21 protein-coding genes are annotated in these 26,050 nt (G+C 63.8%); 6 read left to right on the top strand and 15 right to left on the bottom strand.

Going from position 1 to position 26,050, the window contains the following annotated elements; genetic code table 11:
* The first annotated feature begins 266 nt into the window (after positions 1–266).
* Entirely contained in the window at positions 267–3,230 is a 2,964-nt protein-coding gene (gene polA / locus YU3_RS0106015) for a DNA polymerase I (RefSeq protein ID WP_027165400.1), read from the top strand.
* A 236-nt stretch (positions 3,231–3,466) separates the two neighbouring features.
* On the opposite strand, the gene YU3_RS0106020 is transcribed toward polA, so the two are convergent.
* The 8 genes from YU3_RS0106020 to YU3_RS0106055 all read right to left on the bottom strand — a co-directional run bounded on the left by YU3_RS0106020 (position 3,467) and on the right by YU3_RS0106055 (position 11,422).
* Entirely contained in the window at positions 3,467–3,871 is a 405-nt protein-coding gene (locus YU3_RS0106020; RefSeq protein WP_027165401.1) for a Fur family transcriptional regulator, read from the bottom strand.
* Positions 3,872–4,026: 155 nt separating this feature from the next.
* The gene (gene mgrA, locus YU3_RS0106025; RefSeq protein WP_027165402.1) at positions 4,027–5,073 is read right to left on the bottom strand and encodes an L-glyceraldehyde 3-phosphate reductase; all 1,047 of its coding nucleotides are present in this window, start codon (positions 5,071–5,073) and stop codon (positions 4,027–4,029) included.
* 168 nt (positions 5,074–5,241) lie between these two features.
* A complete protein-coding gene (locus tag YU3_RS0106030) occupies positions 5,242–6,384 on the bottom strand; it encodes a Gfo/Idh/MocA family oxidoreductase (RefSeq protein WP_027165403.1) in 1,143 nt (380 codons plus the stop codon).
* A gap of 6 nt (positions 6,385–6,390) precedes the next feature.
* Positions 6,391–7,143 carry a sugar phosphate isomerase/epimerase gene (locus YU3_RS0106035; protein WP_027165404.1) on the bottom strand — a complete coding sequence of 251 codons (753 nt, stop codon included), beginning with the start codon at positions 7,141–7,143 and terminating at the stop codon, positions 6,391–6,393.
* Between the two features lie 39 nt (positions 7,144–7,182).
* Positions 7,183–8,283: a sn-glycerol-3-phosphate ABC transporter ATP-binding protein UgpC gene (ugpC, locus tag YU3_RS0106040; protein ID WP_156913385.1), complete on the bottom strand. Its 1,101-nt coding sequence runs from the start codon at positions 8,281–8,283 to the stop codon at positions 7,183–7,185.
* 2 nt (positions 8,284–8,285) lie between these two features.
* Complete coding sequence (locus YU3_RS0106045; protein WP_027165406.1) at positions 8,286–9,218, bottom strand: carbohydrate ABC transporter permease; 933 nt, start codon at positions 9,216–9,218, stop codon at positions 8,286–8,288.
* A complete protein-coding gene (locus YU3_RS0106050; protein WP_027165407.1) occupies positions 9,211–10,104 on the bottom strand; it encodes a sugar ABC transporter permease in 894 nt (297 codons plus the stop codon). Before YU3_RS0106050 ends, YU3_RS0106045 begins: the two co-directional genes overlap by 8 nt.
* A 79-nt stretch (positions 10,105–10,183) precedes the next feature.
* Entirely contained in the window at positions 10,184–11,422 is a 1,239-nt protein-coding gene (locus YU3_RS0106055) for an ABC transporter substrate-binding protein (RefSeq protein ID WP_027165408.1), read from the bottom strand.
* A gap of 383 nt (positions 11,423–11,805) precedes the next feature.
* Between YU3_RS0106055 and YU3_RS0106060 the strand changes: the two genes are divergently transcribed.
* On the top strand, positions 11,806–12,849 hold the full coding sequence (locus tag YU3_RS0106060; RefSeq protein WP_027165409.1) for a LacI family transcriptional regulator: 1,044 nt from the start codon (positions 11,806–11,808) through the stop codon (positions 12,847–12,849).
* Here YU3_RS0106060 and gndA read toward each other — a convergent pair.
* The 7 genes from gndA to YU3_RS0106095 all read right to left on the bottom strand — a co-directional run bounded on the left by gndA (position 12,846) and on the right by YU3_RS0106095 (position 20,263).
* Positions 12,846–14,273: an NADP-dependent phosphogluconate dehydrogenase gene (gndA, locus tag YU3_RS0106065; RefSeq protein WP_027165410.1), complete on the bottom strand. Its 1,428-nt coding sequence runs from the start codon at positions 14,271–14,273 to the stop codon at positions 12,846–12,848. The genes YU3_RS0106060 and gndA overlap by 4 nt on opposite strands.
* Positions 14,274–14,719: 446 nt before the next feature.
* The gene (locus YU3_RS0106070; RefSeq protein WP_245273433.1) at positions 14,720–15,802 is read right to left on the bottom strand and encodes an acetylserotonin O-methyltransferase; all 1,083 of its coding nucleotides are present in this window, start codon (positions 15,800–15,802) and stop codon (positions 14,720–14,722) included.
* A gap of 179 nt (positions 15,803–15,981) precedes the next feature.
* Positions 15,982–17,610 (bottom strand): copper resistance CopC/CopD family protein, encoded by a 1,629-nt coding sequence (locus YU3_RS0106075; RefSeq protein WP_027165412.1) that lies wholly within the window; start codon positions 17,608–17,610, stop codon positions 15,982–15,984.
* A gap of 54 nt (positions 17,611–17,664) precedes the next feature.
* Entirely contained in the window at positions 17,665–18,183 is a 519-nt protein-coding gene (locus tag YU3_RS0106080; RefSeq protein ID WP_027165413.1) for a YcnI family protein, read from the bottom strand.
* A gap of 31 nt (positions 18,184–18,214) precedes the next feature.
* Positions 18,215–18,775 carry a copper chaperone PCu(A)C gene (locus tag YU3_RS0106085; protein ID WP_027165414.1) on the bottom strand — a complete coding sequence of 187 codons (561 nt, stop codon included), beginning with the start codon at positions 18,773–18,775 and terminating at the stop codon, positions 18,215–18,217.
* Between the two features lie 90 nt (positions 18,776–18,865).
* Positions 18,866–19,213, bottom strand: coding sequence for a DUF2946 family protein (locus YU3_RS0106090; RefSeq protein WP_027165415.1), 348 nt, complete (start codon positions 19,211–19,213; stop codon positions 18,866–18,868).
* Between the two features lie 147 nt (positions 19,214–19,360).
* On the bottom strand, positions 19,361–20,263 hold the full coding sequence (locus YU3_RS0106095; protein ID WP_027165416.1) for a GntR family transcriptional regulator: 903 nt from the start codon (positions 20,261–20,263) through the stop codon (positions 19,361–19,363).
* A gap of 255 nt (positions 20,264–20,518) precedes the next feature.
* Here YU3_RS0106095 and YU3_RS0106100 point away from each other — a divergent pair, with 255 nt between their 5' ends.
* The 4 genes from YU3_RS0106100 to YU3_RS0106115 all read left to right on the top strand — a co-directional run bounded on the left by YU3_RS0106100 (position 20,519) and on the right by YU3_RS0106115 (position 26,042).
* Positions 20,519–22,024 carry an altronate dehydratase family protein gene (locus YU3_RS0106100; RefSeq protein WP_027165417.1) on the top strand — a complete coding sequence of 502 codons (1,506 nt, stop codon included), beginning with the start codon at positions 20,519–20,521 and terminating at the stop codon, positions 22,022–22,024.
* A gap of 346 nt (positions 22,025–22,370) precedes the next feature.
* A complete protein-coding gene (locus YU3_RS0106105) occupies positions 22,371–23,366 on the top strand; it encodes an ABC transporter substrate-binding protein (protein ID WP_027165418.1) in 996 nt (331 codons plus the stop codon).
* 160 nt (positions 23,367–23,526) lie between these two features.
* The gene (locus YU3_RS0106110; RefSeq protein WP_027165419.1) at positions 23,527–25,080 is read left to right on the top strand and encodes a sugar ABC transporter ATP-binding protein; all 1,554 of its coding nucleotides are present in this window, start codon (positions 23,527–23,529) and stop codon (positions 25,078–25,080) included.
* Positions 25,077–26,042, top strand: coding sequence for an ABC transporter permease (locus YU3_RS0106115; protein ID WP_027165420.1), 966 nt, complete (start codon positions 25,077–25,079; stop codon positions 26,040–26,042). The genes YU3_RS0106110 and YU3_RS0106115 overlap by 4 nt, the downstream gene beginning before the upstream one ends.
* Positions 26,043–26,050: the final 8 nt, after the last annotated feature.

The following is a 26,050-nucleotide window of genomic DNA, read 5'->3' on the forward strand; positions in this document are numbered from 1 at the left end:
GCCCGGAGAGGGGGATAGGCTGCCGCAGTTTGCCCGGGATAGGCGGGGGACGGGCCTTACTCCGGACTTCGGCGAAAAATTGCCGATGCTCGGTATTTGGGTCTGTGAACGTGGCGATTCAAGGGCACGAAGATTACACTTTTGTAACATGCCCGTGAGCGGCGCGATTTGCCCGAGACAGTGTCTGTCAGGGGTGTTGCCGGAACTGGTGGTTTGCGCAGCCTTTGGCATGGACCGCGAAGCTTGGCCGCGCTATCCCTGCCGGCATGAAAAAAGGCGATCACCTCTTCCTCGTCGACGGCTCCGGCTACATTTTCCGCGCCTACCACGCGCTGCCGCCGCTCAGCCGCAAGTCCGATGGCCTGCCGACCAGCGCCGTGCTCGGCTTCTGCAACATGGTGTGGAAGCTGATGCAGGATGCCCGCAACACCGATGTCGGCATCGCGCCGACGCATTTCGCCGTCATCTTCGACTATTCCTCGAGAACCTTCCGCAACGAGCTCTATCCCGAATACAAGGCCAACCGCTCAGCGCCGCCGGAAGACCTTATCCCGCAATTCGGTCTGATCCGCCAGGCGACCGCGGCTTTCAATGTTCCTTGCATCGAGACGGAAGGATTTGAGGCCGACGACATCATCGCCACCTATAGCCGGTTGGCCAGCGAAGTCGGCGCCGACACCACCATCGTCTCTTCCGACAAGGACCTGATGCAGCTGGTCGGCGCCATGGTCAGCATGTACGACCCGATGAAGGATCGCCATATCGGCATTCCCCAGGTGGTCGAGAAATGGGGCGTGCCGCCAGAAAAGATGATCGACCTGCAGGCGCTGACCGGCGACTCGGTCGACAACGTGCCCGGCGTGCCCGGCATCGGCCCTAAGACCGCGGCGCAGCTTTTGGAGCAGTTCGGCGACCTTGACGGGCTGCTCGCGCGCGCCTCCGAGATCAAGCAGGACAAGCGGCGCGAATCGATCATCGCCAACGCCGACAAGGCGCGCATCTCGCGCGAGCTGGTGACGCTGAAGAACGACGTGCCGCTGAAAGAGGGGCTGGACGAGCTCGTCCTGCATGCGCCGGACGGGCCGAAGCTCATCGGCTTCCTCAAAACGATGGAATTCACCACGCTGACCCGCCGCGTCGCCGAGGCGACCGGAACCGACATTGGCGACGTCCAGGCGACCGCCGTCGCCATCGAGCGCGCCGATACTGCGCATGGCCCCGACGTCGGCGCCGGCGCGCCATCGGCGCCGAGGCCGGCCGGCACACCGAACGACGGCGCAAAACCGGCTGTGCCGGTCAGGGGCGAGGACACGCCGCCACAAGGCGACACCCCTTCCCTGCTCTCAGCGCTTCGCCTGGAACAGGCGTCGGCGCGCAAGATCGACCCTTCGGCCTATGCCGCCATTCGCGATGCGGCGGCGCTCAAAGCCTGGATTGCCGAAGCCCGCGAAGCCGGCATTCTTGCGCTGGACGCCGAGACCACCTCGTCCGACCCGATGCAGGCCGACCTGATCGGATTTTCCATGGCAGTCGCGCCCGGCCGCGCCGTTTATGTGCCGCTCGTCCACAAGAGCGGCAATGGCGACCTGCTTGGCGGCGGCCCGGTGGCGGACCAGATCCCGGTCCGCGAGGTGCTGGCGCTGCTCAAGCCGCTGCTCGAGGACCGGTCGGTCCTCAAGATCGTGCAGGACACGAAATACGACATCGTCGTGCTGAGCCGGCACGGCATCGAGGTCGCCCCGTTCGACGACACGATGCTGATCTCCTATGTGCTCGATGCGGGCACGTCGGGCGGCCATGACCTCGTCTCGCTGTCGGAGAAGTGGCTGGGCCACGCGCCTGCATCGAAGAAGGAGCTTGCCGGCTCGGGAAGGAACGCCGTCGGTTTCGACCAGGTCGATATCGAGCGCGCGACCGCCTATGCCGGCGAGCAGGCCGACATCACGCTGCGGCTCTGGCAGGTGCTGAAGCCGAGGCTCGCGGCCAAGGGCCTCGTTTCCGTCTACGAGCGGCTTGAAAGGCCGCTGGTGCCGGTGCTTGCCCGCATGGAGCAGCGTGGCATCTCGGTCGACCGCCAGATCCTGTCGCGGCTGTCGGGCGAATTAGCGCAGGGCGCCGCCCGCGTCGAGGAGGAAATCTACGGGATCGTCGGCGAGCGCATCAACATCGGCTCGCCGAAACAGCTCGGCGACATCCTGTTCGGCAAGATGGGGCTGCCGGGTGGTTCGAAGACCAAGACCGGCCAATGGTCGACGTCGGCGCAGCTTTTGGAAGATCTCGCCGCCGAAGGCCACGAGCTGCCGCGCAAGATCGTCGACTGGCGTCAGCTCACCAAGCTGAAATCGACCTACACCGACGCGCTGCCCGGCTTCATCAACCCCGGCACCAACCGCGTCCATACCTCATACGCGCTCGCCGCGACCACGACCGGACGGCTGTCGTCTTCCGATCCCAACCTGCAGAACATCCCGGTGCGCACGGCCGAGGGCCGCAAGATCAGAACCGCATTCATCGCCGAAAAGGGCCACAAGCTGGTCTCGGCCGACTACAGCCAGATCGAGCTGCGCGTGCTGGCCCATGTCGCCGAGATCCCGCAGCTCAAGCAGGCTTTCGCCGACGGCGCCGACATCCATGCCATCACCGCGTCGGAAATGTTCAACGTGCCGGTCGAGGGCATGCCCTCGGAGGTGCGCCGGCGCGCCAAGGCGATCAATTTCGGCATCATCTACGGCATCTCGGCCTTCGGCCTCGCCAACCAGCTGTCGATCCCGCGCGACGAGGCCGGCGCCTACATCAAGCGCTATTTCGAGCGCTTCCCGGGCATCCGCGACTATATCGAGGAAACCAAGGCCTACGCGCGCGAGCACGGCTTCGTCGAAACCATCTTCGGCCGCCGCATCCACTATCCGGAGATAAGGGCCTCCAACCCCTCGGTCCGCGCCTTCAACGAGCGCGCCTCGATCAACGCCAGGCTGCAAGGCACCGCAGCCGACATCATCCGCCGCGCCATGGTGCATATGGAAGAGGCGCTGGACAAGGCAAAGCTGTCCGCTCGCATGCTGTTGCAGGTGCATGACGAGCTGATCTTCGAAACGGTGGAAGCGGAGGTCGAGGCGACTATTCCCGTCGTGCGCCGCGTGATGGAAAACGCGCCGATGCCGGCGGTCTCGATGTCGGTGCCGCTGCATGTCGACGCTCGGGCCGCCAACAACTGGGACGAGGCGCATTAAGCTAAAAAACTAACATCCAGCCGTCGCGATCCTTCACACCCCCCTCTGCCCTGCCGGGCATCTCCCCCGCATGGGGGGAGATTGGCAGCTTCAGCGCTCCGCTCATTCCTGCAACGCTGAAAATTGGCGAAATCCGATATGACGGCCAATCTCCCCCCATGCGGGGGAGATGTCCGGCAGGACAGAGGGGGGTGCTGTCCCGCCAGCATCAACTGGTTAGCTGGCCTAGCCTACCCTCAGGCAGCTTCCGCCCGGCATTTGGCACACACCCCCCGAAACTCGATCACCGCCTTCTTGGCCGCGAATCCCGTCGAGCGCACCCACTCGTCCAGACGATGGTCGACATCATGGTCGGACATCTCGGTCACCTGGCCGCAATTGTCGCAGATGGCGAAGGCCGTCATCGAATGGCTGTGGTCGTGGGGCTCGGCGCAGGCGACGAAGGAGTTGAGGCTTTCCAGCCGATGCACGAAGCCGGACTTCACCAGCGTGTCCAGCGCGCGATAGACCTGCAGCGGCGCGCGAAAACCGCGCTCGCGCAGCTGGTCGAGCAGCGTATAGGCGCTGAGCGGCCCGCTGGACGCCTCGAGCTTCTCGAGCACGCAGAGCTGGTTCTTGGTCAGCGTATCCCTTGCCGTCATGTTGCCGGTCCATTCATGGCGCAGTTCGCATGCGGTGGTTTGCACATGCGAACGATCTCAAGGCACTGAGATAGCGACGAATGAACGCTTTTGCCACTGTTTCCGCTTCGCCCTTCGCGCGCGCCTGAGCACCGTTCGTGCCGCGCCGCCAATCGCTACTTGCGCGGCGGCCCCCGGCGTTCGGCCGAAGCGGCCCACAGGTTGATGTCGGACTCGCGTGCGTAGCTGTCGATCTCGGCAAGCTCGGCGTCGCTGAACTCGAGCGCCTTGAGCGCGCCGACGCAATCCTCGACCTGTTCCGGCCGGCTGGCGCCGATCAGCGCCGTTGTCACCCTGCCCTTGCGCAGCACCCAGGCCAGCGCCATCTGCGCCAGAGTCTGGCCGCGGCGGCCGGCGATGGCATTGAGCGCCTTGATGTTGGCGATCGACTGGTCGTTGATGAAGGCTGGCCTCAGCGACTTGCCCTGGCTGGCTCGGCTGCCTTCGGGAATGCCGCCGAGATATTTGTCGCTCAGCATGCCTTGCGCCAGCGGCGAGAACACGATCGAGCCGATGCCCAGCCCCTCCAGCGTGTCGAGCAGCCCGTCTTCCTCGACCCAGCGGTTGAGCATCGAATAACTCGGCTGGTGGATAAGGCAGGGCGTGCCGAGCCGCCTCAATATATCGGCGGCCTCGCGCGTGCGCTGCGAATTGTAGGAAGAAATGCCGGCATAGAGCGCCTTGCCGGAGCGCACGGCGTGGTCGAGCGCGCCCATCGTCTCTTCCAACGGCGTCTCGGGGTCGAAGCGGTGGGAATAGAAGATGTCGACATAATCGAGCCCCATGCGCTTCAGGCTCTGGTCGAGGCTCGCCAGCATGTATTTGCGGCTGCCCCATTCGCCGTAGGGGCCGGCCCACATCTCGTAGCCCGCCTTGGTCGAGATGATCATCTCGTCGCGGTAGCCGGCAAAATCGGTGCGCATGATCTCGCCGAACGCGGTCTCGGCCGAGCCGGGCGGCGGACCGTAATTGTTGGCGAGGTCGAAATGCGTGATGCCGAGGTCAAGGGCCTTGCGCACGATCGCCTGCTTGGTCCGGTGCGGCGTATCGTTGCCGAAATTGTGCCACAGCCCGAGCGAGATCGCCGGCAGCTTCAGGCCGGACGTTCCGCAGCGGTTGTAGATCATCTTCTCGTAGCGGTTCTCGGCGGCGACATAGGGCATGGGAATCCTCGGGATCGGAGCGGCGCGGCGATCGCCGCTAGAGCATGATGCCGAAAAGTGTGGAGCGGTTTTCGGTCGACATCATGCTCTGCTCTCGTGTGAAATTGAATCGATGCTTGCCCCATATCCTTACCCTCTCCCCGCCGAAACGGGGAGAGGGGTTGCCACCTAGTTTTTCTTGGCCAGCAGCGCCTTCGCGTCCTTGACGCCGAGTGCGGCCGGCCGCTCGCAGGTTGTCTGCATGGCGACATATTCGCCGCTTGCGCCGGAGCGCAGGATGCCGGTCATGACGTCGACGGCATGCAGCGCCAGTTCCATCGAGCAGCGATGCGGCCGCCCCTCGGCGATCGCGATCGCCATGTCGGCAAGGCCGGCGGTGCGGTAATTGGCCATCATGCCTTGACCATGCATTTCGTTCGGCACGCCGAACGGATGGTTCCACTTGGGCAGCTTCTTCACCGGCTTGGCGCTGTTGGTGAAGCGCACCTCGCCGCCGAAGAAGTTCGGGTCCGGCACGAAGACGGTGCCCAGTTCGCCATAGAGTTCCATCGGCGCGTGGCCATGGCTCCAGACGTCCCAGGAGGTGTTGAGCGTGATCACCGCGCCATTGGCGAATTCGAGCAGCGCATGGATCGTGGTCGGCGTATTCACCGGGATCTTTTCGCCCGCCCGCGGCTTCGACGAGATCGTCCGCTCCTTCGCCGGCGTCGTCGCGAAAGCCGCCACCTGTTTCACCGGCCCGATCAGCTGGATCAGGTTGGTGACATAGTAAGGCCCGATGTCGAGCACCGGACCGGCGCCCGGCTGGAAGAAGAAATCCGGGTTGGGATGCCAATGCTCCATGCCGTGGCCCATCACGTGGCAGGTGCCGCTGGTGATCTGGCCGAGCTTGCCGCTGTCGATCAGATCGCGGACCAGCTGGTGCGCGCCGCCGAGGAAGGTGTCCGGCGCCGAACCGATGCGCAGGCCCTTTTTCTCGGCCCGCTTCTTCAGGTCGAGCCCTTCCTCGATCGACAGCACGAACGGCTTTTCCGAATAGACATGCTTGCCGGCGTCGAGCACCGCTTTCGAGATTTCATAGTGCACGGCCGGGATGGTCAGGTTGACGATGATGTCGATCTCGTCGTCCTTGAGCAGCTCGTCGACCGTCGCGGCGCGAAGCTTGAACTCCTTTGCCCGCGCTTTCGCCGCATCCATGTTGATATCGGCGCAGGCGCGCATCTTGATGCCGCGGAACAGCGGCGCCAGCGAGAAATACGCCTTCGAGATGTTGCCGCAGCCGATGACGCCGACGCCAAGCTTGTTTGCCATTTTCGATTACTCCTGCCAGCTCTTGGCTGCCGCGATCGAGCGCCGGGCATAGCGTTCGATGTCGTTCGGGTTGTCCTGTTCCATGATGAAATACTGCGCCGAGCTCTTGGCGCGCAATGTCTTGAACAGGCCCGCCCAGTCGATTGTGCCGTGACCGACGTCGGACCAGCCGTCCTCGTCCAGCCCTTCGCCCGGCTTGGCCATGTCCTTCACGTGGACGGCGCTGATGCGCTTGCCGTGCTTTTCGATCCAGGGCAGCGGATCGGCGCCGCCGCGCACGACCCAGGCGACGTCCATCTCCCAGCCGATGTCCGGCGCCGAGGACATGATGTGGTCCTGCGGCAGCGAGCCGTCGGCAAGCGCCTTGAACTCGAAATCATGGTTGTGCCAGGCAAAGCCGTATCCGGCGTTCTTCGCGGTCTCGCCGACCTTGGCCAGGCGCTCGCCGAAGCCGCGCCAGCCGGCGGCATCGCCCGGCCGCGCATCGGGCATCAGGTAGGGGCAGATCAAGAGCGTGATGCCTAGTGTGTCGGCGATTTTGCGCACGCCGTCGAAATCATTTTCCAGCGCGTCTATCGAGAAATGCCCTGTCGGCATGGCAAGCCCGTTCTTGTCGAGCTCGGCGCGGAAGGCTTTAGGGTCGTCATAGACGCCGCCAAAGCCTTCGACCTGGCTGTAGCCGAGCTCGCCGAGCATTTTCACCACGCCGTTCCAAGGTTGGAAATTGCGGGCGCTGTAGAGTTGGAATGACCAGTTCATCTGTCCTGTCCGTTCTGCTTGGGGAATGGTCTTTCGGGGTTAGATGCGGCTGCCGTTTTCGGCATCGAAGAGCGAAGCGCGCATCGGGTCGAAGCCCACCGTCACCGCGTCATCGTTTTTAGGTGTACGTTCCGAGGTGACCCGGACGCTGAATTTCTGCTGCGCAAGCTGCAGCCATACCAGCGTGTCGGAACCCATCGGTTCGACCACCTCGACATTGGCCGCTGTCGAGAACGGCCAGCCCGTGCCGCTGTTCAGGCTGACATGCTCAGGCCTGATGCCGAACACGGCTGGGCCGGCTTCCGGTTGCCCGTCGAACTGATACGTGCCGAGCGGAATCTTGAGATCGTCGGCCACAAAGGACCAGCCATCGCCGTTCTTCTCCAGCCGCCCCTTGAGGAAATTCATCGCCGGCGAACCGAGGAAGCCGGCGACAAACCGGTTGACCGGCCGGTTATAGATGGTCTGCGGCGCATCGAGCTGCTGGATCACGCCGCCCTTCATCACCGCGATGCGGTCGGCCAGCGTCATCGCCTCGATCTGGTCGTGGGTGACGTAGATCATGGTGTTCTCGAGCCTGCGGTGCAGCAGCTTGATCTCGACGCGCAGTTCCGCGCGCAGCTTGGCGTCGAGATTGGAGAGCGGCTCGTCGAACAGGAAGACATCGACATCGCGCACCAGCGCGCGCCCGATCGCCACGCGCTGGCGCTGGCCGCCCGAAAGCGCCGACGGCTTCCTCTGCAACAGCGGCTCGATCTGCAGGATCTCGGCGGCGCGCGCGATGCGTTTGGCGATCTCGTCCTTCGGCACGCCGGCCACACGCAAGCCGAAGGAGAGGTTCTTCTCCACCGTCATCTGCGGGTAGAGCGCGTAGGACTGGAACACCATGCCGATGCCGCGATCCTTCGGCTCCTCCCAGGTGACGTTCTTGCCCTTGATGAAGATACGGCCTTCCGAGATGTCGAGCAGGCCGGCGATGCAGTTGAGCAAGGTCGACTTGCCGCAGCCGGACGGTCCGAGCAGCACGATGAACTCGCCCTCGGCGACATCCAGATTGAGCGTCTGCAGCACCGAGACGGCGCCGAAATTGAGCGACAGGTCCTGGATCGAAACGCTGGGTTTGGCGATTTCAGCTGCCATCATCATCCTTTCACCGCACCGGCGGCGATGCCGCGCACGAAGAGCTTGCCGGAAATGAAGTAGACGATAAGCGGAACGAGGCCAGTCAGGATGGTCGCTGCCATGTTGACGTTGTATTCCTTCACGCCTTGCACCGAGTTGACGATGTTGTTGAGCTGAACCGTCATCGGATAGGTGTCGGGTCGCGTGTAGACGACGCCGAACAGGAAGTCGTTCCAGATGCCGGTCACCTGCAGGATGATCGCGACGACGAAGATCGGCAGCGACATCGGCAGCATGATGCGCAGGTAAATTCCCCAGAAGCCGGCGCCGTCGACGCGCGCGGCGCGGAACAGCTCCTCCGGCATCGATGTGAAATAGTTGCGGAAGAGCAGCGTCAGGATCGGCATGCCGAAGATCGAATGGACGATCACCAGGCCGGTCAGCGTGCCGTAGATGCCGATTTCGCGCAGGATGATGACGATCGGATAGATCATCACCTGATAGGGAATGAAGGCGCCGACGATCAGGATGACGAAGAAGGTGTCGGCGCCCTTGAAGCGCCAGTTGGCCAAAGCGTAGCCGTTCACCGAGGCGATGGCGATCGACAACAGCACCGACGGCACGGTGATGCGCACCGAGTTCCAGAAGCCGCGCGAGAGCCCGTCGCAATTAAGCCCGGTGCAGGCGGTCGCCCATGCCTTCACCCAGGGCTCGAAGGTGATTTCCACCGGCGGCGAGAAAATGTTGCCGAGGCGGATTTCCGGCATGCCCTTCAACGACGTGACGATCATCACATAGAGCGGCAAAAGGTAATAGACCGCCATAACGATCAGCGTGCCGTAAAGGAAGATATTGCGGCGCGACAGCACGTGCCGCGGCCTCGGCCCGCTCGGGCCGGCGGCATCGCGCCGCCGTGCTTCGGTGCCGGCGGACAGGGAGGCGACGTCAACCACGCTTGCGGCCTCCGAATTCGAGATAGGCCCACGGCACGATGACGATCACCACCGACAGCAGCATCATGGTCGAGGCGGCGAAACCCTGGCCGAGATTCTGGGCGAAGAACATGTAGTCGTAGACATATTTCGCCGGCACTTCCGAGGCGATGCCCGGCCCGCCGCTGGTCTGCGCCACGACCAGGTCATAGACCTTGACGATGCCGGCGGCGATGATCACCAGCGTGGTGATGAAGACCGGCCGCATCATCGGGATGACGATAAAGAGATAGGTTTTCCACATCGGTATCCCGTCCACCCGCGCCGCCTTCCAGATGTCCTCGTCGATGCCGCGCAGGCCGGCGAGCATCAGGCACATGATCAGTCCTGTGCCTTGCCAGAGCGCCGCGATCGAGATGCCGTAGATGACGATGCTGGAATTGTAGAGCGGATCGAAGCTGAAACTCGTCCAGCCGAGATCGCGCACGACGCGCTGGATGCCGAAATCCGGATTGAGCAGCCATTGCCACACCAGCCCGGTGACGATGAAGGACAGCGCGAAGGGATAGAGGAAGATGGTGCGGAACGTATCCTCGAAGCGGATCTTCTGGTCGAGAAGGGCGGCAAGCAGGAAACCGATGACCAGCGAGAAAACCAGCGAGATCGCGCCGTAGATCAAAAGGTTCTCGATCGACACCAGCCATCGCGATGTCGACCAGAGCCGGTGATACTGGTCTAGCCCGACGAAGTGGAGCCGCGGCAAGAGCTTCGAATTGGTGAAGGAGTAGAGCACCGTCCACGCCGTGCCGCCGACGAACACCACAAGCGCGGTCAGGATCATCGGGATCGATGCGACCTTGGCGTTGAGGTTGCGGAAAAGCTTACTCGGGCGTTGGCTGCTGCTCATCTCGGCCGGTCGGGGAAGAGGACATCGAGCTCCCGACCCCGGATAGGCGGGGGTCGGGAACTGGCGGGGGCGCCGGCAGTCAGTCGGCCGAAGCGATGATGTCGGCGAAGCGCTTCTGCGCCTCTTCGAGCGACATGTCCGGCTTGGCGAAGAATTCGGAGAACAAGTCCTCCTTCTGCTTCTGGGTGTCCTGCGAGAGCAGCTGATCCGTCCACGGCATCACGGCGCCCTTGGCAAGGATGGCGAGACCCTTCTTCATGCAGTCGTTCGCCGCGTTGAGGTCGACGTCGCCGCGCACCGGCAGCGAGCCTTTCTTGAGGTTGAAGGCGACCTGCGTCTTGGGATCGAGCAGCGTCTCGGCCAGGACACCCTGCGCCTTGGACTTCGCCTCGTCCTTGAGCAACGGGAAGTAGAAGGCGTCGCCGCCGGTGGCGATGACCTCGTTCAGGCCGAGGCCGGGCAGGCAGGTATAGTCCTTGCCGGCGGTCTTGCCGGCGACCTGGAACTCGCCCTGCGCCCAGTCGCCCATGATCTGGCCGCCGGCCTTGCCGGTGATGACCAGATTGGTCGCCTGGTTCCAGTCCTGCACATTGGTGTTCTTGGCCATCTTGCGGGCATCGTCCGCCGCCTTGAACACCTTGGCGACTTCCGGGCCGCCTGCGAATTTCGCGTCCTTGTCCTTGTAGACCTTGAGGAAGGTGTCGGTGCCGCCGACAGCGGCCATCAGCACGTCGAAGGCGCCGGAAGCCTGCCAGGGCTGCCCGCCGACGGCCAGCGGGATGATGCCCGCTTTTTCAAGCGCGGGAGCAGCGGCCACGTATTCGTTCCAGTCCTTCGGCAACGGCACGCCGGCCTTCTGGAAGGCCTCGTTCGACAGCCACAGCCACTGCCAGGAATGGATGTTGACCGGCACGCAATAGATCTTGCCGTCGATGGTGCAACTGTCGAGCAGGCTCTTCGGCCGCACGACCTCCGTCCACTTGTCCTTGGTGGCGATGTCGGTGAGGTCGCGCATCAGCCCGGCCTGCACCAGTTCCTCCGCCTGGCGCCCGTGGTTGAACTGGGTAGCGCCCATCGGATCGCCGCCGGTGATGCGGCTGATCATGATCGGTCGTGCCGTGCCGCCGGAACCGGCAATGGCGCCGTCGACCCAGTGATTGCCGGTCGCGTCGAACGCCTTGGCGAGTTCCGCCACCGCCGCCGCCTCGCCGCCCGAAGTCCACCAATGGGTGACTTCCAGGTCGGTCGCGGACGCCGGGCCGGCGAAGTTCAGTGCAGCCGTCACGGCCAACGCGGCGGTCAGGAATTTATATCGCATTTCGGTTCCTCCCAGAATCTGAAACGTTACAGATTTTCGATACGGCAAATGATCCGCGTAGGCAACCCCTCGCCTCAAAGCCGATGGAAATTTTTTCGAGGCGCGAACAAAACCTTTCTTCCTCGGCGGCGATATCGGCGCCGGAGCGGGCGATTGATGCCAAAACTGGACCTAAACCAATATTTCTTTGTGATTTCAGTGGCTTTCGGCGCAGATCCACACCCGGAACACGGAGGTCGTGCTTCGCCGGCCAATCACGAATATTGGCAATCTGTAACGTTTCAGTATAGTGAACCATTCGCACGCTGAAGTTCGCGCGAATGTCAACGCCGCACGATTGCCGGTCAGCCCTGCGGCTGCTATGCGCCTGATGGGCGGGACGAATGGATAGACGGGTAACGAAGAAAGACGACGGCACGTCGGGCAAGGAGCGGCCGACGCTGAAGACGCTTGCCTTCATGACCGGGCTTGGCGTCACGACAGTGTCGCGCGCCCTGAAGGACGCGCCTGAGATCGGCGCCGAGACCAGGCGCCGCGTGCAGCTCGTCGCCAAGCAGATCGGCTACCGTCCGAACCGCGCCGGCGTACGCCTGAGAACAGGCAAGACCAACGTCATCTCCCTTGTGCTGAACACCGAGCACGAGCTGATGAGCTTCGTTTCCGACATCATCTACGGCGTCACCGAGGTGATCGCCGACACGCCCTACCATTTGATCGTTACACCCTATTCGCGCTCGCAGGACCCGCTGGACCCGGTGCGCTATCTGGTCGAGACGGGCTCGGCCGACGGGGTGATCATCTCGCGAGCGCAGCCCAACGATCCGCGGGCGCGCTACATGCTGGAGCGCGGCATTCCCTTTGCCACGCATGGCCGCACCGACATGGGGCTGGTGCATCCCTATCACGACTTCGACAATTACGCCTTTGCCGGTGAGGCCGTCCGCTATCTCGCCGGCAGGGGCCGTAGCCGGCTTGCCCTTGTGACGCCGCCGGTTGGCCTCACCTATCACGGCCATACCGTGAACGGCTTTGCCGATGCGCTGAGCGAGGTGGGCGCCAGCGAGGTGCCGTTCAACACCGTCTCCATCGATCAGTCGATCGAGCAGATCAGGATGCGGACCGCGCAACTGATGCGGCGTAAGGACCGCCCTGACGGTTTTGTCAGCAGCGCCGCCGCCGCGACGCTCGCCATCGTGGCCGGCATCGAGGATGCCGGGCTGAAGCTCGGCCGCGACGTCGACGTGGTGTCGAAACAGTCCTCGGAGCTGCTGCATTTGTTCCGGCGGGAACTGCTCGTCGTCAACGAAGACTTCCGGCTGGCCGGCTCCGAGCTCGCCCGCGCGGTGCTCGGCTGGATCGGCGGCGCCGACCCAGGCTCGCTGCAGTCGCTCAGCACGCCGAGCGAGGTTTTGGCCTATCGCGGTTAATGCCCTGAACCGCTGCCCCAGGGTCCGTGGAAGGCACCCTGCTCGCCGATCCGCTCAAAACCGTGCGCGCCGAAGAAGTCGCGCTGCGCCTGGATGAGGTTCGAGGTGCCACGCCCCTGGCGGTAGCTGTCGAAATAGGCGAGTGCCGAAGACAGCGCCGGCACCGGCGAGCCGGCTTCGGAGGCGCGCGCAACGATACGCCTGAGCGACGGATGCGCTTCCTTCATCATGGCGATGAAGGCCGGCGCCATCAGGAGATTGCTCGAAGCGCCGCCAGAACCGAAAGCCTCGGCCATCGTGTCCAGCATTTGCGAGCGGATGATACAGCCGGCGCGCCAGATCTTGGCGATGGTCGGCATCGGCAGGTTCCAGTTGAATTCCTTGGAGGCGCCACTCATCACCGCGAACCCTTGCGCGTAAGCCGCGATCTTGCCGGCGAACAGCGCCAGCTCCAGATCCTTGAGCAGCGCGGCCTTGTCGCCGGAGATCTTCTCGACACCGATATTGCCGTAGGCTTTTTCCGCCGCCTGCCGCTCATCCTTGATCGAGGACAGCACGCGCGCCGCCACCGCCGCCTCGATGGCGGTCGCCGGAATGCCGAGCTGCTGCGCCTCGATGACCGACCATTTGCCGGTGCCCTTCTGTCCGGCGCGGTCGAGGATGATGTCGACCACCGGCTTGCCGGTCTTCGGATCGTCGGCGGCCAGAACCTTGGCGGTGATCTCGATCAAATAGGAGTTGAGCCGGCCTCTATTCCAGGTTTCGAAGACCTTGCCGATCTCCTTCGGCGCCATGCCGAGGCCGTCGCGCAGGATGCCGTATATCTCGGCGATCATCTGCATGTCGGCGTATTCGATGCCGTTGTGGATGGTCTTGACGAAATGGCCGGCGCCGTCGGTGCCGAGCCAGGCGGCGCAAGGCTCGTCCTTGAACTTGGCCGAGATCGCCGTCAGCACCTTCTCGACGCGCTTCCAGGACTCTTCGATGCCGCCGACCATGATCGACGGACCGTGGCGCGCGCCCTCCTCGCCACCGGACACACCCATGCCGATGAAGGTCAGCCCGGAGCCGGAGAGCTCGGAGAAACGCCGCATCGTGTCGCGGAAATTGGCGTTGCCGGCGTCGATGACGATGTCGTTGTCGGAGAGCACGCCGCGCAGTGCCGCGATCTGCTCGTCCACCGGCTTGCCGGCCAGCACCATGATGATGATCGGCCTTGGCGGCCGGATCGCCGCGGCGAGTTCCTCCAGGCTGTAGCAGGGAACGACCATGTCCTTCAGCGAACCGGCGCTCTCGACAAAGGCGTCGGTGCGCGCCCTGGTGCGGTTGAAGACGGCGATGCGGTGCCCGTGCTCTGCGATGTTGAGCGCCAGGTTGGAACCCATCGTGCCAAGGCCGATCAGGCCGATTTCGGCTCTTTCCATCGTTTCTTCCCTGCTTTCGGATCTTTTGTTGGGGCCGCGTTCTGCTGGGATGCCCCATTTCTTCCCAAGATGGCATTTGTTCCGGAGATGAATGACGGGCCTTCGCGACGGCGTCAACCGCCTCGCCGAATTGTGTCACTGAGAGAACGGCGGACTAAAGCATGTCGCCCAGAACTGCGCTGCGGTTCTGGGACAACGACATGCATCAAAACAATGACTTAAAAGCGCGTCGCCTGAATCCGTTTCAGCGCAACGCGCCTTAAGGCCTGTTGAGACGGCTGCTGCGAGATGGATGATGGCATGGATCTTTGGTCGATTTGTCGGCGCGCATGGCGATGCGCTTGAACTCCTTGAGAAGAAGTTCTCAATGAGATGACGCCATTTCGTATATCTCGTTGTATATCTCGGCGTCGACCGCAGGGCGCCTATTCCACTCCGCTTGCGCCTTATGGCTTGCGGCCGATCACGGCGCCGTTCGCGGCGGGTGCGTCGAACCAGATCGTCTCGATGTGCCGGAATCCGGCTTCCTCGAGCCACGCCGAATATTCGGCCGGCGTGTAGTTTCGCCCTTCCGTCTCGATCAGCATGTTGAGGCTCATCAGCGCGGCCGGCGCCGGTCCGGTCTTTTCGTCATTGACGAGAAGCTCGCTGATGACGACCGCGCCGCCGCTCGGCAAAGCCTCGAACGACCGGCGCAGCAGGGCGCGGTCCTTCGCCTCGTCCCAATCGTGCATGATCATCGACAGGAGGTGCACGTCGTGATCCCCGGGAAGCTGCTCGAAGAAGTCGCCGCCGGCGGTTTCGATGCGGTCGGTCAAGCCGGCCTCGGCAATCTTTCCCACGGCGATCGCGGCCACATGCGGCAATTCAAACACGGTCGCACGCAGCGTCCCATACTGTTTGCAGAGCTCGATGTCGTACGCGCCCGATCCGCCGCCGATGTCCAGGAGGCGGCGGAAACGGCTGAGATCGACGGCTTCGCCGAGCTTGCGCGCGGTCATCGTGGAGAGCGAATGCATCGCCTCCCAGAAAAGTGCCAGCACCAACGGATCCTCGCCGTCGAACATCGAGGGTTGCACTGCCGGGTCCCATGTGGTTGGCCGGTTCGTGCGCAGCGCTTCGGCAAGTTTGCCCCAGCCCGCGTAGAGCCGCTTGTCGGCCATCTGCACGAAGCCGCCGAAGTAATACGGCTTGCCCTTCACGAGATAGGCTTCGCTTAAGGGCGTATTGCGATAACGGCCGTCCGTTTTCTCCAGAAGGCCGAGTGCGGCGCAGCCGGTCAACAGCATCTCGGCCGGGCGTGGATACAGGCCGAGCGCTTCCGCCATCTCCGCAACCGTAGTGCCGGCGCCGCCCGCAAGGTGACTGAACAGGCCCAGTTCGTGTGCTGCAGCAAGGGTCTTGAAAGCCCAGAAGCCCGTCGAAAGCGCCATCAGCGGGACGGCGGAAGGAAGCTCCTGCGTGGTGACGATCGGCTGGACGCTTGCATGCTTGGCCCGAGACACTGTCTGCGAAAGCTGACTAGTCATGATCACCTCTCTTTCACGGCAAGCCACAACCGCAAACCGGCTGGCTTGTGGCCATCCACCGGCGCGTTGTGGCTACCCGTCTGCTGAGGTGCGAATCTGGCGGTGCAGGGTTACGCTACGATTTCAGAAGGAGAAAATTCGGTTACAGTTGAAACTTGTATTATTTGGCCGGAGCCGGCCTACTCGGACCGAATTTCGATCGGCGCTTCGATCTTCACCACCTCGAAATCCGAAACCAGGATGTCGAGCCTGGCGTTCCATCGGCCGGGCAGCGGGATGACGAGATTGTCGATGCGCCATGTGCCGTCGCCAGGTTTCGTCGCCGGCCGCTTGATCGACTCGATGCCGGAATCCGGCTTCGACAGCACCAGCGTCACCTGCTTGGCGTCCAGCGGACCGAAATCGCCCGTCATGATCATCATCGAAGCGGCGACCTCGCCGGCATGGCCCGGCGTGATGCTGAGATCGGCCATCGCCTTCAGCGTGTGGATATGGATCGACACCGGCTGCGCGGCGGCGATGGCCAGCGCGCGCGGCGGCGGGGTGAAGCGCCAGCCGGCGGCGACGCCGAAGATGGCGAGCGCGATCAGCATCTCGATGCCGATCGAGCGCACCATCCGCCGTTGCACCTCGGTATCGCCGGCCTTGGCCGGCGCTGTCAGCGTCCAGCGGTTGACCGCGGCAAGCGTGAACAGGAAAAGCAGCAAAGCCAGCTTGAGCAGCAGCAAGCGGCCATAGGCCGTGTGGACGAGTGCTGCCGGCTGCCGCACCTGGATGATCGCCAGCACGATGCCGCTGGCGGCAAGCACGGCGACGACCGGCAGGATCGCGCGCGAAAACCGGCCGAGGAACGCACGCGCATCGGCCGGCTGCTGCCGCAGCGCAAGGCCGAGCGGTGCCAGCGCCCCGACCCAAAAGGCGATTGCGGCGCTGTGCGCAAACACCAGTGGCCGCGTCAGCCATAGCGGTTCGGCGGCACTGGCGTGGCCGCTCGCGGCGAGGGCGGCGCCGACACCGAGCAGCGCGGCACTTGCCGACAGCTTGCGAAGACTGGGCGGCCCGGCAAGCGACAGCAGACCCAGACCAAGCGCGATCAGGCCGATCAGCACCGTCCAGACGAAGCTCGTCTCCAGCGCGGTCTTCCACACCGTCGGCGCCGCAAACCGGGCGAGCGGCGCGCCAAGCCCATCCAAGCCCTGCAGGCCGAGCGACACCGGTGCCCCGACGAGGCCGAGAAGCAGAGCTGAGGCAACAAAGCGTTGGCCACAGCGCCGGTCGTCGGCCAGCCAGGCGAGCGCGAACGCGCCGCCGACGCCGAGAAAGAGGCCGGCATAAAGAAACAGCTTGGCTGCCCAGATCGCCGCGCGCAGCGTCCAATCGACGGCTTCGCCCGCCACCGGCGCAGCACTTGGCGCGCCTATGGAAAACAGCGCCGAACCGCCGACCGGATGACCGTCGACCGACACCACCCGCCAACTCAGCACATGCGTGCCGGATTTGAGCGTTTCGGGATTGTCGATCTCGACCGTCTGGTCCTTGAGACGGAAAGATGTCAGCGCAAGCTGCGAGCCGTCGGGCCGCACAAGCGTCAGGACCAGCGGCGAGACCGGTTCGCTGAAGGTCAGCGAAAATCGCGCGGGACTTTGCGTCAGCACGGCGCCATCGGCCGGGTCGGTCGCGACGAGCGCCGCGTGCGCGAAAGCACGGCCCGGCAGGACCAGCACGGCGACCAGCACCAAAGCGGCCAAGAGGCGGCTGATGCGGGGACCGTTCACGAAAGCGGTCGATGGCAAGGATGCTGCGTTCATACCCGTTGTGTCGAATGGAAGTGGCGCGCCCCGTCGGAGCGCGCCACCAGGAGATCATTTCTTCGGCAGCAATTTGATGCCGGGCGCCGGAGTTTCCAAGGCGTCCTCGTCCTGGCCGGCCGCTGGAATCTCGATCCAGCGGTCGGTGGCGTCGCCGCATTCCTGCACCACCGGGAAATAGAGCATCTGGCCGGCCGGCAGATCGGCCGCCAGCGACGCTCGGAAGACGAACTCGTCATAGAACTCGTCGGGCAGGTTGCCGCCGCTCCAGTCCACTTCCTTCACGCCGGTGGCCAGCGTCTCGCCATAGAGCTGGTAGGATTTCTCGTACCTGCCCTTCTTGGTCTGCAGCGTCCAGCCGGGCTTGGGCATCGGCTTCACCGCAATGACGCCTTCGGGGATCTGCACGCGTACGGCGGTGGTCGCCTTGCCTTCGCAGCCGTGCGGCACGCGCAGGACGGCCTTGTAGGTGGAGCCGACAGCCGCTTCCTGCGTTTCGAGCGTGATGTGGGCGAGCGCGGCATTGGTCCCGAGCGCGCAAAGCGCGCCCGCCGCCAAAAGATACGTCTTCATGGATTGTCCCTCTGATTTCGATTTTGGCGGATTACTCGGCGTGATCCATGTCCATGTCGCCCATTTCGCCACCGCCCGTCTCGCCCATGCCTTCGACGAGGAACTCGACTTTGACGCTGCCGGCCTTCTCGAAGGTCAGCGTCGCGGGGAATTTCTCGCCTTGCTTCGGCTGCCGCTTCAGGCCGGTGAACATCAGGTGGTAGGCGCCCGGCTTCAGCGCGACCTTGCCGCCGGCCGGGATCTCCAGCCCGCCGCTGACCGGCCGCATGGTCATGACGCCGTCCTTGACGCCCATCGCATGCAGTTCGGCCTTGTCGGAGATATCGGAGGAAATCGACAGCAGTCGGTCCGGCGCGCTGCCCTTGTTGGTCACGGTGAAGTAGCCGCCGGCCACCTTGGCGCCGGGCGGCGTCGCCCGCGACCAGGGATGCTCGATCTCGAGATCGCCGACCTTGAATTCATGCGCGCGGGCGCCGGGAATGCAGGCAAGCAGGAGAAGGAGAACGAACACGGCGAGGCCGAGACGTTGCAGGCCGAGCGGCGGCGCGTCGCGAAAAGCACAGGCCCGCGCTCTGGGGAAAAGATTGGACATGGTTGCTCCATGAAGTTGAGGATCGCGCCGCTTTGCGGCCGCGAGCAGTCTAGTCTTTGGATGAATGCGCCTGCGAAAAGTTTCCGCGGATCAGACTATCGTCGGCGGCGCACGCGGATTCGCCGGAGAACGATCGCGGGCGAAGTCCTGGTGCCTAAAGGCCGGAAGCTGGAAGGCGACGGCCTCAAAAGCCTGGATTCTGGTGATCGCGCCGGCAACCGGCGGCGGCAGATGCGCCGTCGAAACCATGTTGCAGCCGAGCGAACAGCAGGCCGGCATATGCTGTTGGTGCGGATCGCCGCCCGGGGGTTTTGCGGCTCCTTCATGCGTGCAGATGACGTTGCCGAATGCATCGAGCTGCGACGGCGCGCCGAAGGCAAAGGCGCCGAGAGAAGACTGAAGCAACAACAGCAGCGCCGCGACGAACGCGGCCGGCATGCTCCATCGTCTCAGCCTGATATCCAACGGAAGCCTCTCACAGAACGCATCGACCGTAACACGGACGATGCGGCCGGAAAATCGGCAAAACCGCGCTGCGGCAACGCGGCGCTATATCCGCCAAACACGTCCTGGCAAAATGTGCCGTCAGGCGGGCTGCGCCTGCCGTCCTTCGGGAATGGAGCTCAGCAGCGTCTGTCGTGCCGACTTCAGGTGCTTGCGGCAGGCAGCGTCCACCTTGGCGGGATCGCGCGACTTCAGCGCCGCGATATAGGCGAGATGTTCCTGGACCGCGACCTCGTTGCGCTGGCGCTCCTCGGCCTTGTTCCATTGATAGTGGTAATGGAAGATCATCGCGATCACGTCATAGAAATCGACGATGAAGCGGTTGTGCGAAGCGCGATGGATCAGCCGGTGGAAGCGCTCGTCGAGCTCGGAGAATTCGTTGAAGCGCGTGGCGATTTCGCTGGCGAGCTGGCGATGTTCGGCCTCCAGCCGGTCGAGATCGACCCACACCGCGCTATCCTGCGGCAGTGCGGCGAAAGCCGCCGCCGAGCGCAGCTCGAACATCTCGCGGATCTCGGTCAGCTCCAGCGCGAAGGCGCGCGTGAAACCTTTCAGTACCCAGTGGCTGTTGCGCCGCTTCTCGATCAGCCCGAAGCGCGAGAAGCGGATCAGGAATTCGCGCACGCTGGTGGTGCCGACGCCGATCTCGCGCGCCAGCTCCAGCTCGTTGATCTGCATGCCGGCCTCGGCCCCCCCGGCAAGCAGCCGGCGCATGAAGGAGCGCTCGATGATCTCGGCCAGCGAGTCGGTTTCCTCCTCCGGGAAGAAATCCTCCGGCCGCGGTTCCCGCAGCACCGTCTTGCTGCGCTTGTTCCAGGCGATCAGCCCGGTCTCTTCCATGCGCGAAAGGATGCTGCGCACCGTGGTGCGGCTGACGCGTAGCAGCGTGCCGAGCTCAGGTTCCGAGGGCAGGCTCTTGGATTCGTCGAGCAGCCTGAGGCAGCGATTGAAGGCATCCTTGTAGACATTGTTGCTCTTCGACATGCCCCGTATCCCCCAACGCTTGCGGCGGCCAGCCGAAAGCGCGATATGATGGGTGTACCTAGCGCAAGCCTCCAAAAAGCGGAACGCTTTTCGCCGGCTTGCCAAAACGGCAATCGCGCGCATCCGAGCGGCACGCATTGCCCGTGACGAAAAAACAATTGACGCAAAAATGTTTTTTCACGATAAAAGACATTACCTTTTAACGGGCGCAAGTCAATCCGCCCGCACTCCCAGGATCACCCAGGACAGCCGCCCGTGAACGTTGCAAACACCATCCTTCTTTCTCCCGCCGACAATGTCGCCGTCGCCAACGGCCGCATCGATATCGGCACCACATTGCCGGGCGGCGCCGTCGCGACTGCCGTGATCGAGCCGGGCCACAAGGTGGCGGTCAAGCCGATCGCGGAGGGCGAAGCGGTGGTGAAATACGCGCAGGCGATCGGCCGCGCTACCCAGGATATCGCGGCCGGCGAACACGTCCATTCGCACAATCTGGTTTTCGAGAGCGGCCGCTTGCCGGTGGTGCCGCCGAGCGAGGCCGAGCACGCCACCGAGGCCGACCGCAAGCGCACCTTCATGGGCTATCGCCGCGCCGACGGCCGCGCCGGCACGCGCAACTTCATCGGCGTCATCGCCAGCGTCAATTGCTCGTCGACCGTCTGCCATGCCATTGCCGCCGAAGCCAACCGCACGCTGCTGCCGAAATATCCGGGCATCGATGGCTTCGTGCCGATCGTGCATGGCCAGGGCTGCGGCATGAGCGCCACCGGCGATGGCATGATGGTCCTGCACCGCACGCTCGCGGGCTATGCGCGCCACCCGAATTTTGGCGGCGTGCTGATGGTCGGGCTCGGCTGCGAGGTCAACCAGCTCACCCTTTACGGCCAGAAGGGCGTCGCTGCGGGCAAGCGTCACTTCAACATCCAGGAGGCTGGCGGCTCGCGCAAATCGGTCGAAAAGGCGATGGGCGTGCTGGCCGAGATCGCCGAGGAGGTCGGCCGGTTGCAGCGCGAACCGATCCCGGTCTCAGAAATCGTCGTCGGCCTGCAATGCGGCGGCTCGGACGGCATGTCCGGTATCACGGCGAACCCGGCGCTGGGCGCGGCCGTCGACATCCTGGCCGGCTGCGGCGGCGTCGGCATCCTGTCCGAGACCACCGAGATCTACGGCGCCGAGCATCTGCTGGCCTATCGCGCGGCAAGTCCCGAGATCGCCGCCAAGCTCGACGGCTATGTGAAATGGTGGGAGGACCATACCGCCAAGCACGGCGCCTCGATCGACAACAACCCCTCGCCCGGCAACAAGCGTGGCGGCCTGACCACCATTCTCGAGAAATCGCTGGGCGCGGTCGCCAAGGGCGGCCAGACGCCGCTCAACGGCGTCTTCGGCTATGCCGAGAAGGTCTCAGGCAGCGGCCTGGTGTTTATGGACACGCCCGGCTACGACCCGGTCTCGGCCACCGGCCAGGTCGCCGGCGGCGCCAACGTCATCGTCTTCACCACCGGCCGCGGCTCCTGTTTCGGCTGCCGGCCGACGCCTTCGATCAAGGTCGCCACCAACTCGACCATGTATCACCAGATGGAAGAGGACATGGACGTCAATTGCGGCGTCATCGCCTCGGGCGAGAAGACCATTGCCGGCATGGGCCGCGAGCTCTTCGAGCTGATCATCGAGACGGCGTCCGGCCGCAAGACCAAGAGCGAGGCGTTCGGCTATGGCGACAACGAGTTCGTGCCCTGGCATCTTGGCGCGACGCTCTAGTCCAGGCAGCCGACACCTCGGCGCAAGCGATGCCGACACGAGCCAACCTTCACGGTTCTGCGATTTTACGAGGGAATGAATATTCCATATTGACAGAGTTGTGGAATTATTGTTCCATCCTGACAAGGAGGAACGGAAGCGCCCGCGTGCTGCCCGGGAGGAGCCGGCAGAGCCCAATAACCTCATTCCGCTTCACGCAAACGGCACCAGACACCGCTTGCATCGACCATGGCGATGCTCTATCAAAAAACGGCATCTGTTTTTTATTGATAAAGTTCTGTTTGGCCGCGCCTACCCAGATGGAGCTTCCGCAACCTTCAACCGGGCGACTTTAGGGAGGAACCTAATGAAATTCGTGACCAGCCTTCTCAACCGCCGTGCCTTCGTGGCTCTGGCCGCTGCCTCGATGCTCGCCGGCGTGCTGCATTCAGCACCCGCTTCGGCCGCCGACGCGACCATTCCGATCATCGTCAAGGACACCACCTCCTTCTACTGGCAGATCGTGCTGGCCGGCGCCCGCAAGGCCGGCAAGGATCTCGGCGTCAACGTGCCGGAACTCGGCGCCCAGGCCGAGACCGACGTCAACGGCCAGATCTCGATCCTCGAAAACGCCGTCGCCGGCAACCCGGCCGCTATCGTCATTTCGCCGACCGAGTTCAAGGCGCTCGGCAAGCCGATCGACGAGGCGGCTTCCAAGGTCAAGGTTATCGGCATCGACTCCGGCGCCGACTCCAAGGCCTTCACCTCCTTCCTGACCACCGACAACGTCCAGGGCGGCCGCGTCGCCGCTGACGGTCTCGCCGCCGCGATCGGCGCCGCCAATGGCGGCAAGGTCGAGGGCAAGGTTGCGCTGATCACAGCACTTCCGGGCGCCGGCTCGCTCGAGCAGCGCGCGCAAGGGTTCAAGGAGCAGCTCAAGGCCAAGTATCCGGGTCTCGAGCTGGTCGCCGACAAATATGCCGACGGTCAGGCAACGACCGGCCTCAACATCGCAACCGACCTGATCACCGCCAATCCGGACCTCAAGGGCATCTTCGCCTCCAACCTGATCATGGCGCAGGGCGTCGGCCAGGCGATCGCCGAGAACAACCTTGCCGGCAAGGTGGGGCTGATCGGCTTCGACAGCGACGAGAAGCTGATCAAGTTCCTCAATGACGGCGTCATCTCCGGCCTCGTCGTCCAGGACCCGTACCGGATGGGTTACGACGGCATCAAGACCGCCTTGGCCGCCTCGAAGGGCGAAAAGGTCGAGGCCAATGTCGACACCGGCGCGAACCTCGTCACCAAGGACAACATGAAGGATCCGAAGATCGACGCGCTGCTCAACCCGAAGCTCAACTGAGCACGGTTGCTTATCCGTTTCCGGGGCGGCGTCGCCCCGGAAACACCCGCCGCGGGCGGCTTGGAAATCCGCCGGCTTGCTTTACCTTGCCAATCAAGATGCGCGTTTGAAGACGTATCGCTGCATACCCAACGGTTGAGACCAATCTGGGAGGATTGTCATGACGTCGACGGCGCAGGAACTGCACCCGGCCCCCACACTGGAGCCGGGCAGGACGATCCTCGAACTCAACGGGCTGGAAAAGCGCTACCCCGGCACGCATGCGCTGAAGCCTGTACAACTCGCCTTCAAGGCGGGTGAGATCCACGCCATCGTCGGCGAGAACGGCGCCGGCAAATCCACCCTCATCAAGCTTCTGACCGGCGTCATGCCGCGCACCTCGGGCGAGGTCGTCTGGGAAGGCAAGCCGGCGGCTTTGGCCACCCCGCATGAGGCGATGGCGCTGGGCATCAATGCCGTCCACCAGGAGGTGGTGCTGTGCCGCCATCTCACCGTCGCCGCCAACATGTTCCTCGGCGAGGAGGAGTCCCGCTTCGGCCTGCTGCAGCAGCGCGCCATGGTCAAGGAAGCGCAGAAGATCATCGACGGACTGGGCTTCGACCTGCCGGCGCATGTCGTGCTCGGCGACCTCACCATCGGCCAGCAGCAGCTGATCGCCGCCGCCCGCGCCACCGTGCGTGGCACCAAATTCCTGATCTTCGACGAGCCGACGGCCTACCTCACCCGCAAGGAAGCCGACCAGCTCTTCAAGCTGATACGCCGGCTCAAGGGCGAAGGCGTCACCATCATCTATATCAGCCACCGCATGGAGGAAGTGTTCGAGCTCGCCGACCGCGTTTCCGTGCTGCGCGACGGGACGCTCGTCGGCACCAGGAACATCGCTGAGACAAACGACGCCGAGCTGGTCAAGATGATGATCAACCGCTCGATCGAGCAGATCTACCACAAGGAGCATTTCACCCCCGGGGCCATGATCGTCGAGACGAAGAACCTCTCGGGCAAAGGCTTCGAGAATGTCTCGATGACCGTCCGCGCCGGCGAGATCGTCGGCCTCTACGGCCTGATCGGCGCCGGCCGCAGCGAGTTCGTCACCACGCTCTACGGCCGCCACCGGAAATCGGCCGGCCAGATCCTGTGGGAGGGCAAGGAGGTCCAGGTCAATTCCGAGCACGATGCGATCCGGCTCGGCATGGCGCTGGCGCCGGAAAGCCGCCGCGATCAGGGCCTGTGCCTCAATTTGCCGGTCGGCATGAACCTCAACCTGCCGATCTACAAACGCATATCGAGCAACCTTTTGATCTCCGGTGCCAAGGAGAAAGCCGAGGCCGACCGCCAGATCGCCGGCTTGCGCATCAAGACGCCGACGCGCAATGCGCTCGCCTCCAGCCTGTCCGGCGGCAACCAGCAGAAGATCGTCATCGGCAAATGGCTGGCGCATGGCGCCAAGCTGTTCATCTTCGACGAGCCGACGGTGGGCGTCGATGTCGGCACCAAGGCCGAGATCTACCGGCTGTTCAGCGCGCTTTTGTCGAAAGGCGCCGGCATCATCCTGATCTCGTCCTATCTGCCGGAAGTTTATGAACTGGCCGACACGCTGCATGTGTTCCGGCGCGGCAAGCTGGTCGCCACGCATGGCTTCCGGACCGCCGATCACGAGGAAATTCTCACGCAGGCGCTTGCCGAGAAACAAGAAAAGCAGGGAGGTCAGACATGAGCACCGAGGCCATCGCCGTCGAAAAACCCAAGCGAAATTACAACGCCCTGTTCGGGCTGACGCTGCTGGCGCTGCTGGTTCTGCTGTGGGTCATCCTGTCGCTGGCGACGACGAGCTTCGCCTCGGCCAACAACATCTCGAACCTTTTGCGTCAAGGTTCGATGATCGCCATCCTGGCGGTCGGCCAGACCTTCGTCATCATCACCGGCGGCATCGATCTTTCCGTCGGCGCGGTGGTCGGCTTCACCACCGTCATCGCCGCCATGTTGATCAATGCCGGCCTGCCGGTCTTTCTCGCCATCCTGATCACTCTTCTGGTCGGCGTCGCCATCGGCCTGTTCCACGGTTTCGGCATCGTCAAGATGGGCTTGCCGCCTTTCATCATCACGCTGGCGACCCTGACATCCCTGCGCGGCATCGGCTTGTTGATGACCAACGGCAATTCGATCTCGATCAACAACGACGCCTTCCAGGAGTTCTCGCGCAATTCCTTTGTCGGCGTCCCCAATCTGTTCTGGATGGTGATCCTGGTTGGTATTCCGGCCTACGTGTTCCTGCACCACAGCCGCTGGGGCCGCTATCTGTTCTCGGTCGGCTCCAATGCAGAGGCCTCGCGCCTGTCCGGCGTCAACGTGCAGCGCACCATCTACATGGCCTATACGCTGTCCGGCCTGTGCGCGGCCTTCGTCGGCGTGCTGCTTGCCTCGCGCATCGGCATCGGCAACCCGACGCAGGCCGAAGGCTGGGAGTTGCAGGCGATTGCCTCGTCGGTGATCGGCGGCACCTCGCTGTTCGGCGCGGTGGGTTCGGTGCATGGGCCGCTGCTCGGCGCCTTCATCCTCGCCACCATCAACAACGGCGCCAACCTGCTCAACGTCAACGCCTTCTGGCAGCGGATCATCACCGGCCTGCTGATCATCGTCATCGTCTACTTCGACGGTCTGCGCCGTCGCGGCAAATGAATCCTCCC

This window comes from Mesorhizobium sp. WSM3224 (genome assembly GCF_000427725.1).
Lineage (GTDB): Bacteria > Pseudomonadota > Alphaproteobacteria > Rhizobiales > Rhizobiaceae > Mesorhizobium.

What these genes read in the sequence shown, in the direction of transcription:
- polA (WP_027165400.1), top strand. Translation starts at nt 267, where the DNA reads ATGAAAAAAGGCGATCACCTCTTCCTCGTCGACGGCTCCGGCTACATT.
- YU3_RS0106020 (WP_027165401.1), bottom strand. Translation starts at nt 3,871, where the DNA reads ATGACGGCAAGGGATACGCTGACCAAGAACCAGCTCTGCGTGCTCGAG.
- mgrA (WP_027165402.1), bottom strand. Translation starts at nt 5,073, where the DNA reads ATGCCCTATGTCGCCGCCGAGAACCGCTACGAGAAGATGATCTACAAC.
- YU3_RS0106030 (WP_027165403.1), bottom strand. Translation starts at nt 6,384, where the DNA reads ATGGCAAACAAGCTTGGCGTCGGCGTCATCGGCTGCGGCAACATCTCG.
- YU3_RS0106035 (WP_027165404.1), bottom strand. Translation starts at nt 7,143, where the DNA reads ATGAACTGGTCATTCCAACTCTACAGCGCCCGCAATTTCCAACCTTGG.
- ugpC (WP_156913385.1), bottom strand. Translation starts at nt 8,283, where the DNA reads ATGGCAGCTGAAATCGCCAAACCCAGCGTTTCGATCCAGGACCTGTCG.
- YU3_RS0106050 (WP_027165407.1), bottom strand. Translation starts at nt 10,104, where the DNA reads ATGAGCAGCAGCCAACGCCCGAGTAAGCTTTTCCGCAACCTCAACGCC.
- YU3_RS0106055 (WP_027165408.1), bottom strand. Translation starts at nt 11,422, where the DNA reads ATGCGATATAAATTCCTGACCGCCGCGTTGGCCGTGACGGCTGCACTG.
- YU3_RS0106060 (WP_027165409.1), top strand. Translation starts at nt 11,806, where the DNA reads ATGGATAGACGGGTAACGAAGAAAGACGACGGCACGTCGGGCAAGGAG.
- gndA (WP_027165410.1), bottom strand. Translation starts at nt 14,273, where the DNA reads ATGGAAAGAGCCGAAATCGGCCTGATCGGCCTTGGCACGATGGGTTCC.
- YU3_RS0106070 (WP_245273433.1), bottom strand. Translation starts at nt 15,802, where the DNA reads ATGACTAGTCAGCTTTCGCAGACAGTGTCTCGGGCCAAGCATGCAAGC.
- YU3_RS0106075 (WP_027165412.1), bottom strand. Translation starts at nt 17,610, where the DNA reads ATGAACGCAGCATCCTTGCCATCGACCGCTTTCGTGAACGGTCCCCGC.
- YU3_RS0106080 (WP_027165413.1), bottom strand. Translation starts at nt 18,183, where the DNA reads ATGAAGACGTATCTTTTGGCGGCGGGCGCGCTTTGCGCGCTCGGGACC.
- YU3_RS0106085 (WP_027165414.1), bottom strand. Translation starts at nt 18,775, where the DNA reads ATGTCCAATCTTTTCCCCAGAGCGCGGGCCTGTGCTTTTCGCGACGCG.
- YU3_RS0106090 (WP_027165415.1), bottom strand. Translation starts at nt 19,213, where the DNA reads ATGCCGGCCGCGTTCGTCGCGGCGCTGCTGTTGTTGCTTCAGTCTTCT.
- YU3_RS0106095 (WP_027165416.1), bottom strand. Translation starts at nt 20,263, where the DNA reads ATGTCGAAGAGCAACAATGTCTACAAGGATGCCTTCAATCGCTGCCTC.
- YU3_RS0106105 (WP_027165418.1), top strand. Translation starts at nt 22,371, where the DNA reads ATGAAATTCGTGACCAGCCTTCTCAACCGCCGTGCCTTCGTGGCTCTG.
- YU3_RS0106110 (WP_027165419.1), top strand. Translation starts at nt 23,527, where the DNA reads ATGACGTCGACGGCGCAGGAACTGCACCCGGCCCCCACACTGGAGCCG.
- YU3_RS0106115 (WP_027165420.1), top strand. Translation starts at nt 25,077, where the DNA reads ATGAGCACCGAGGCCATCGCCGTCGAAAAACCCAAGCGAAATTACAAC.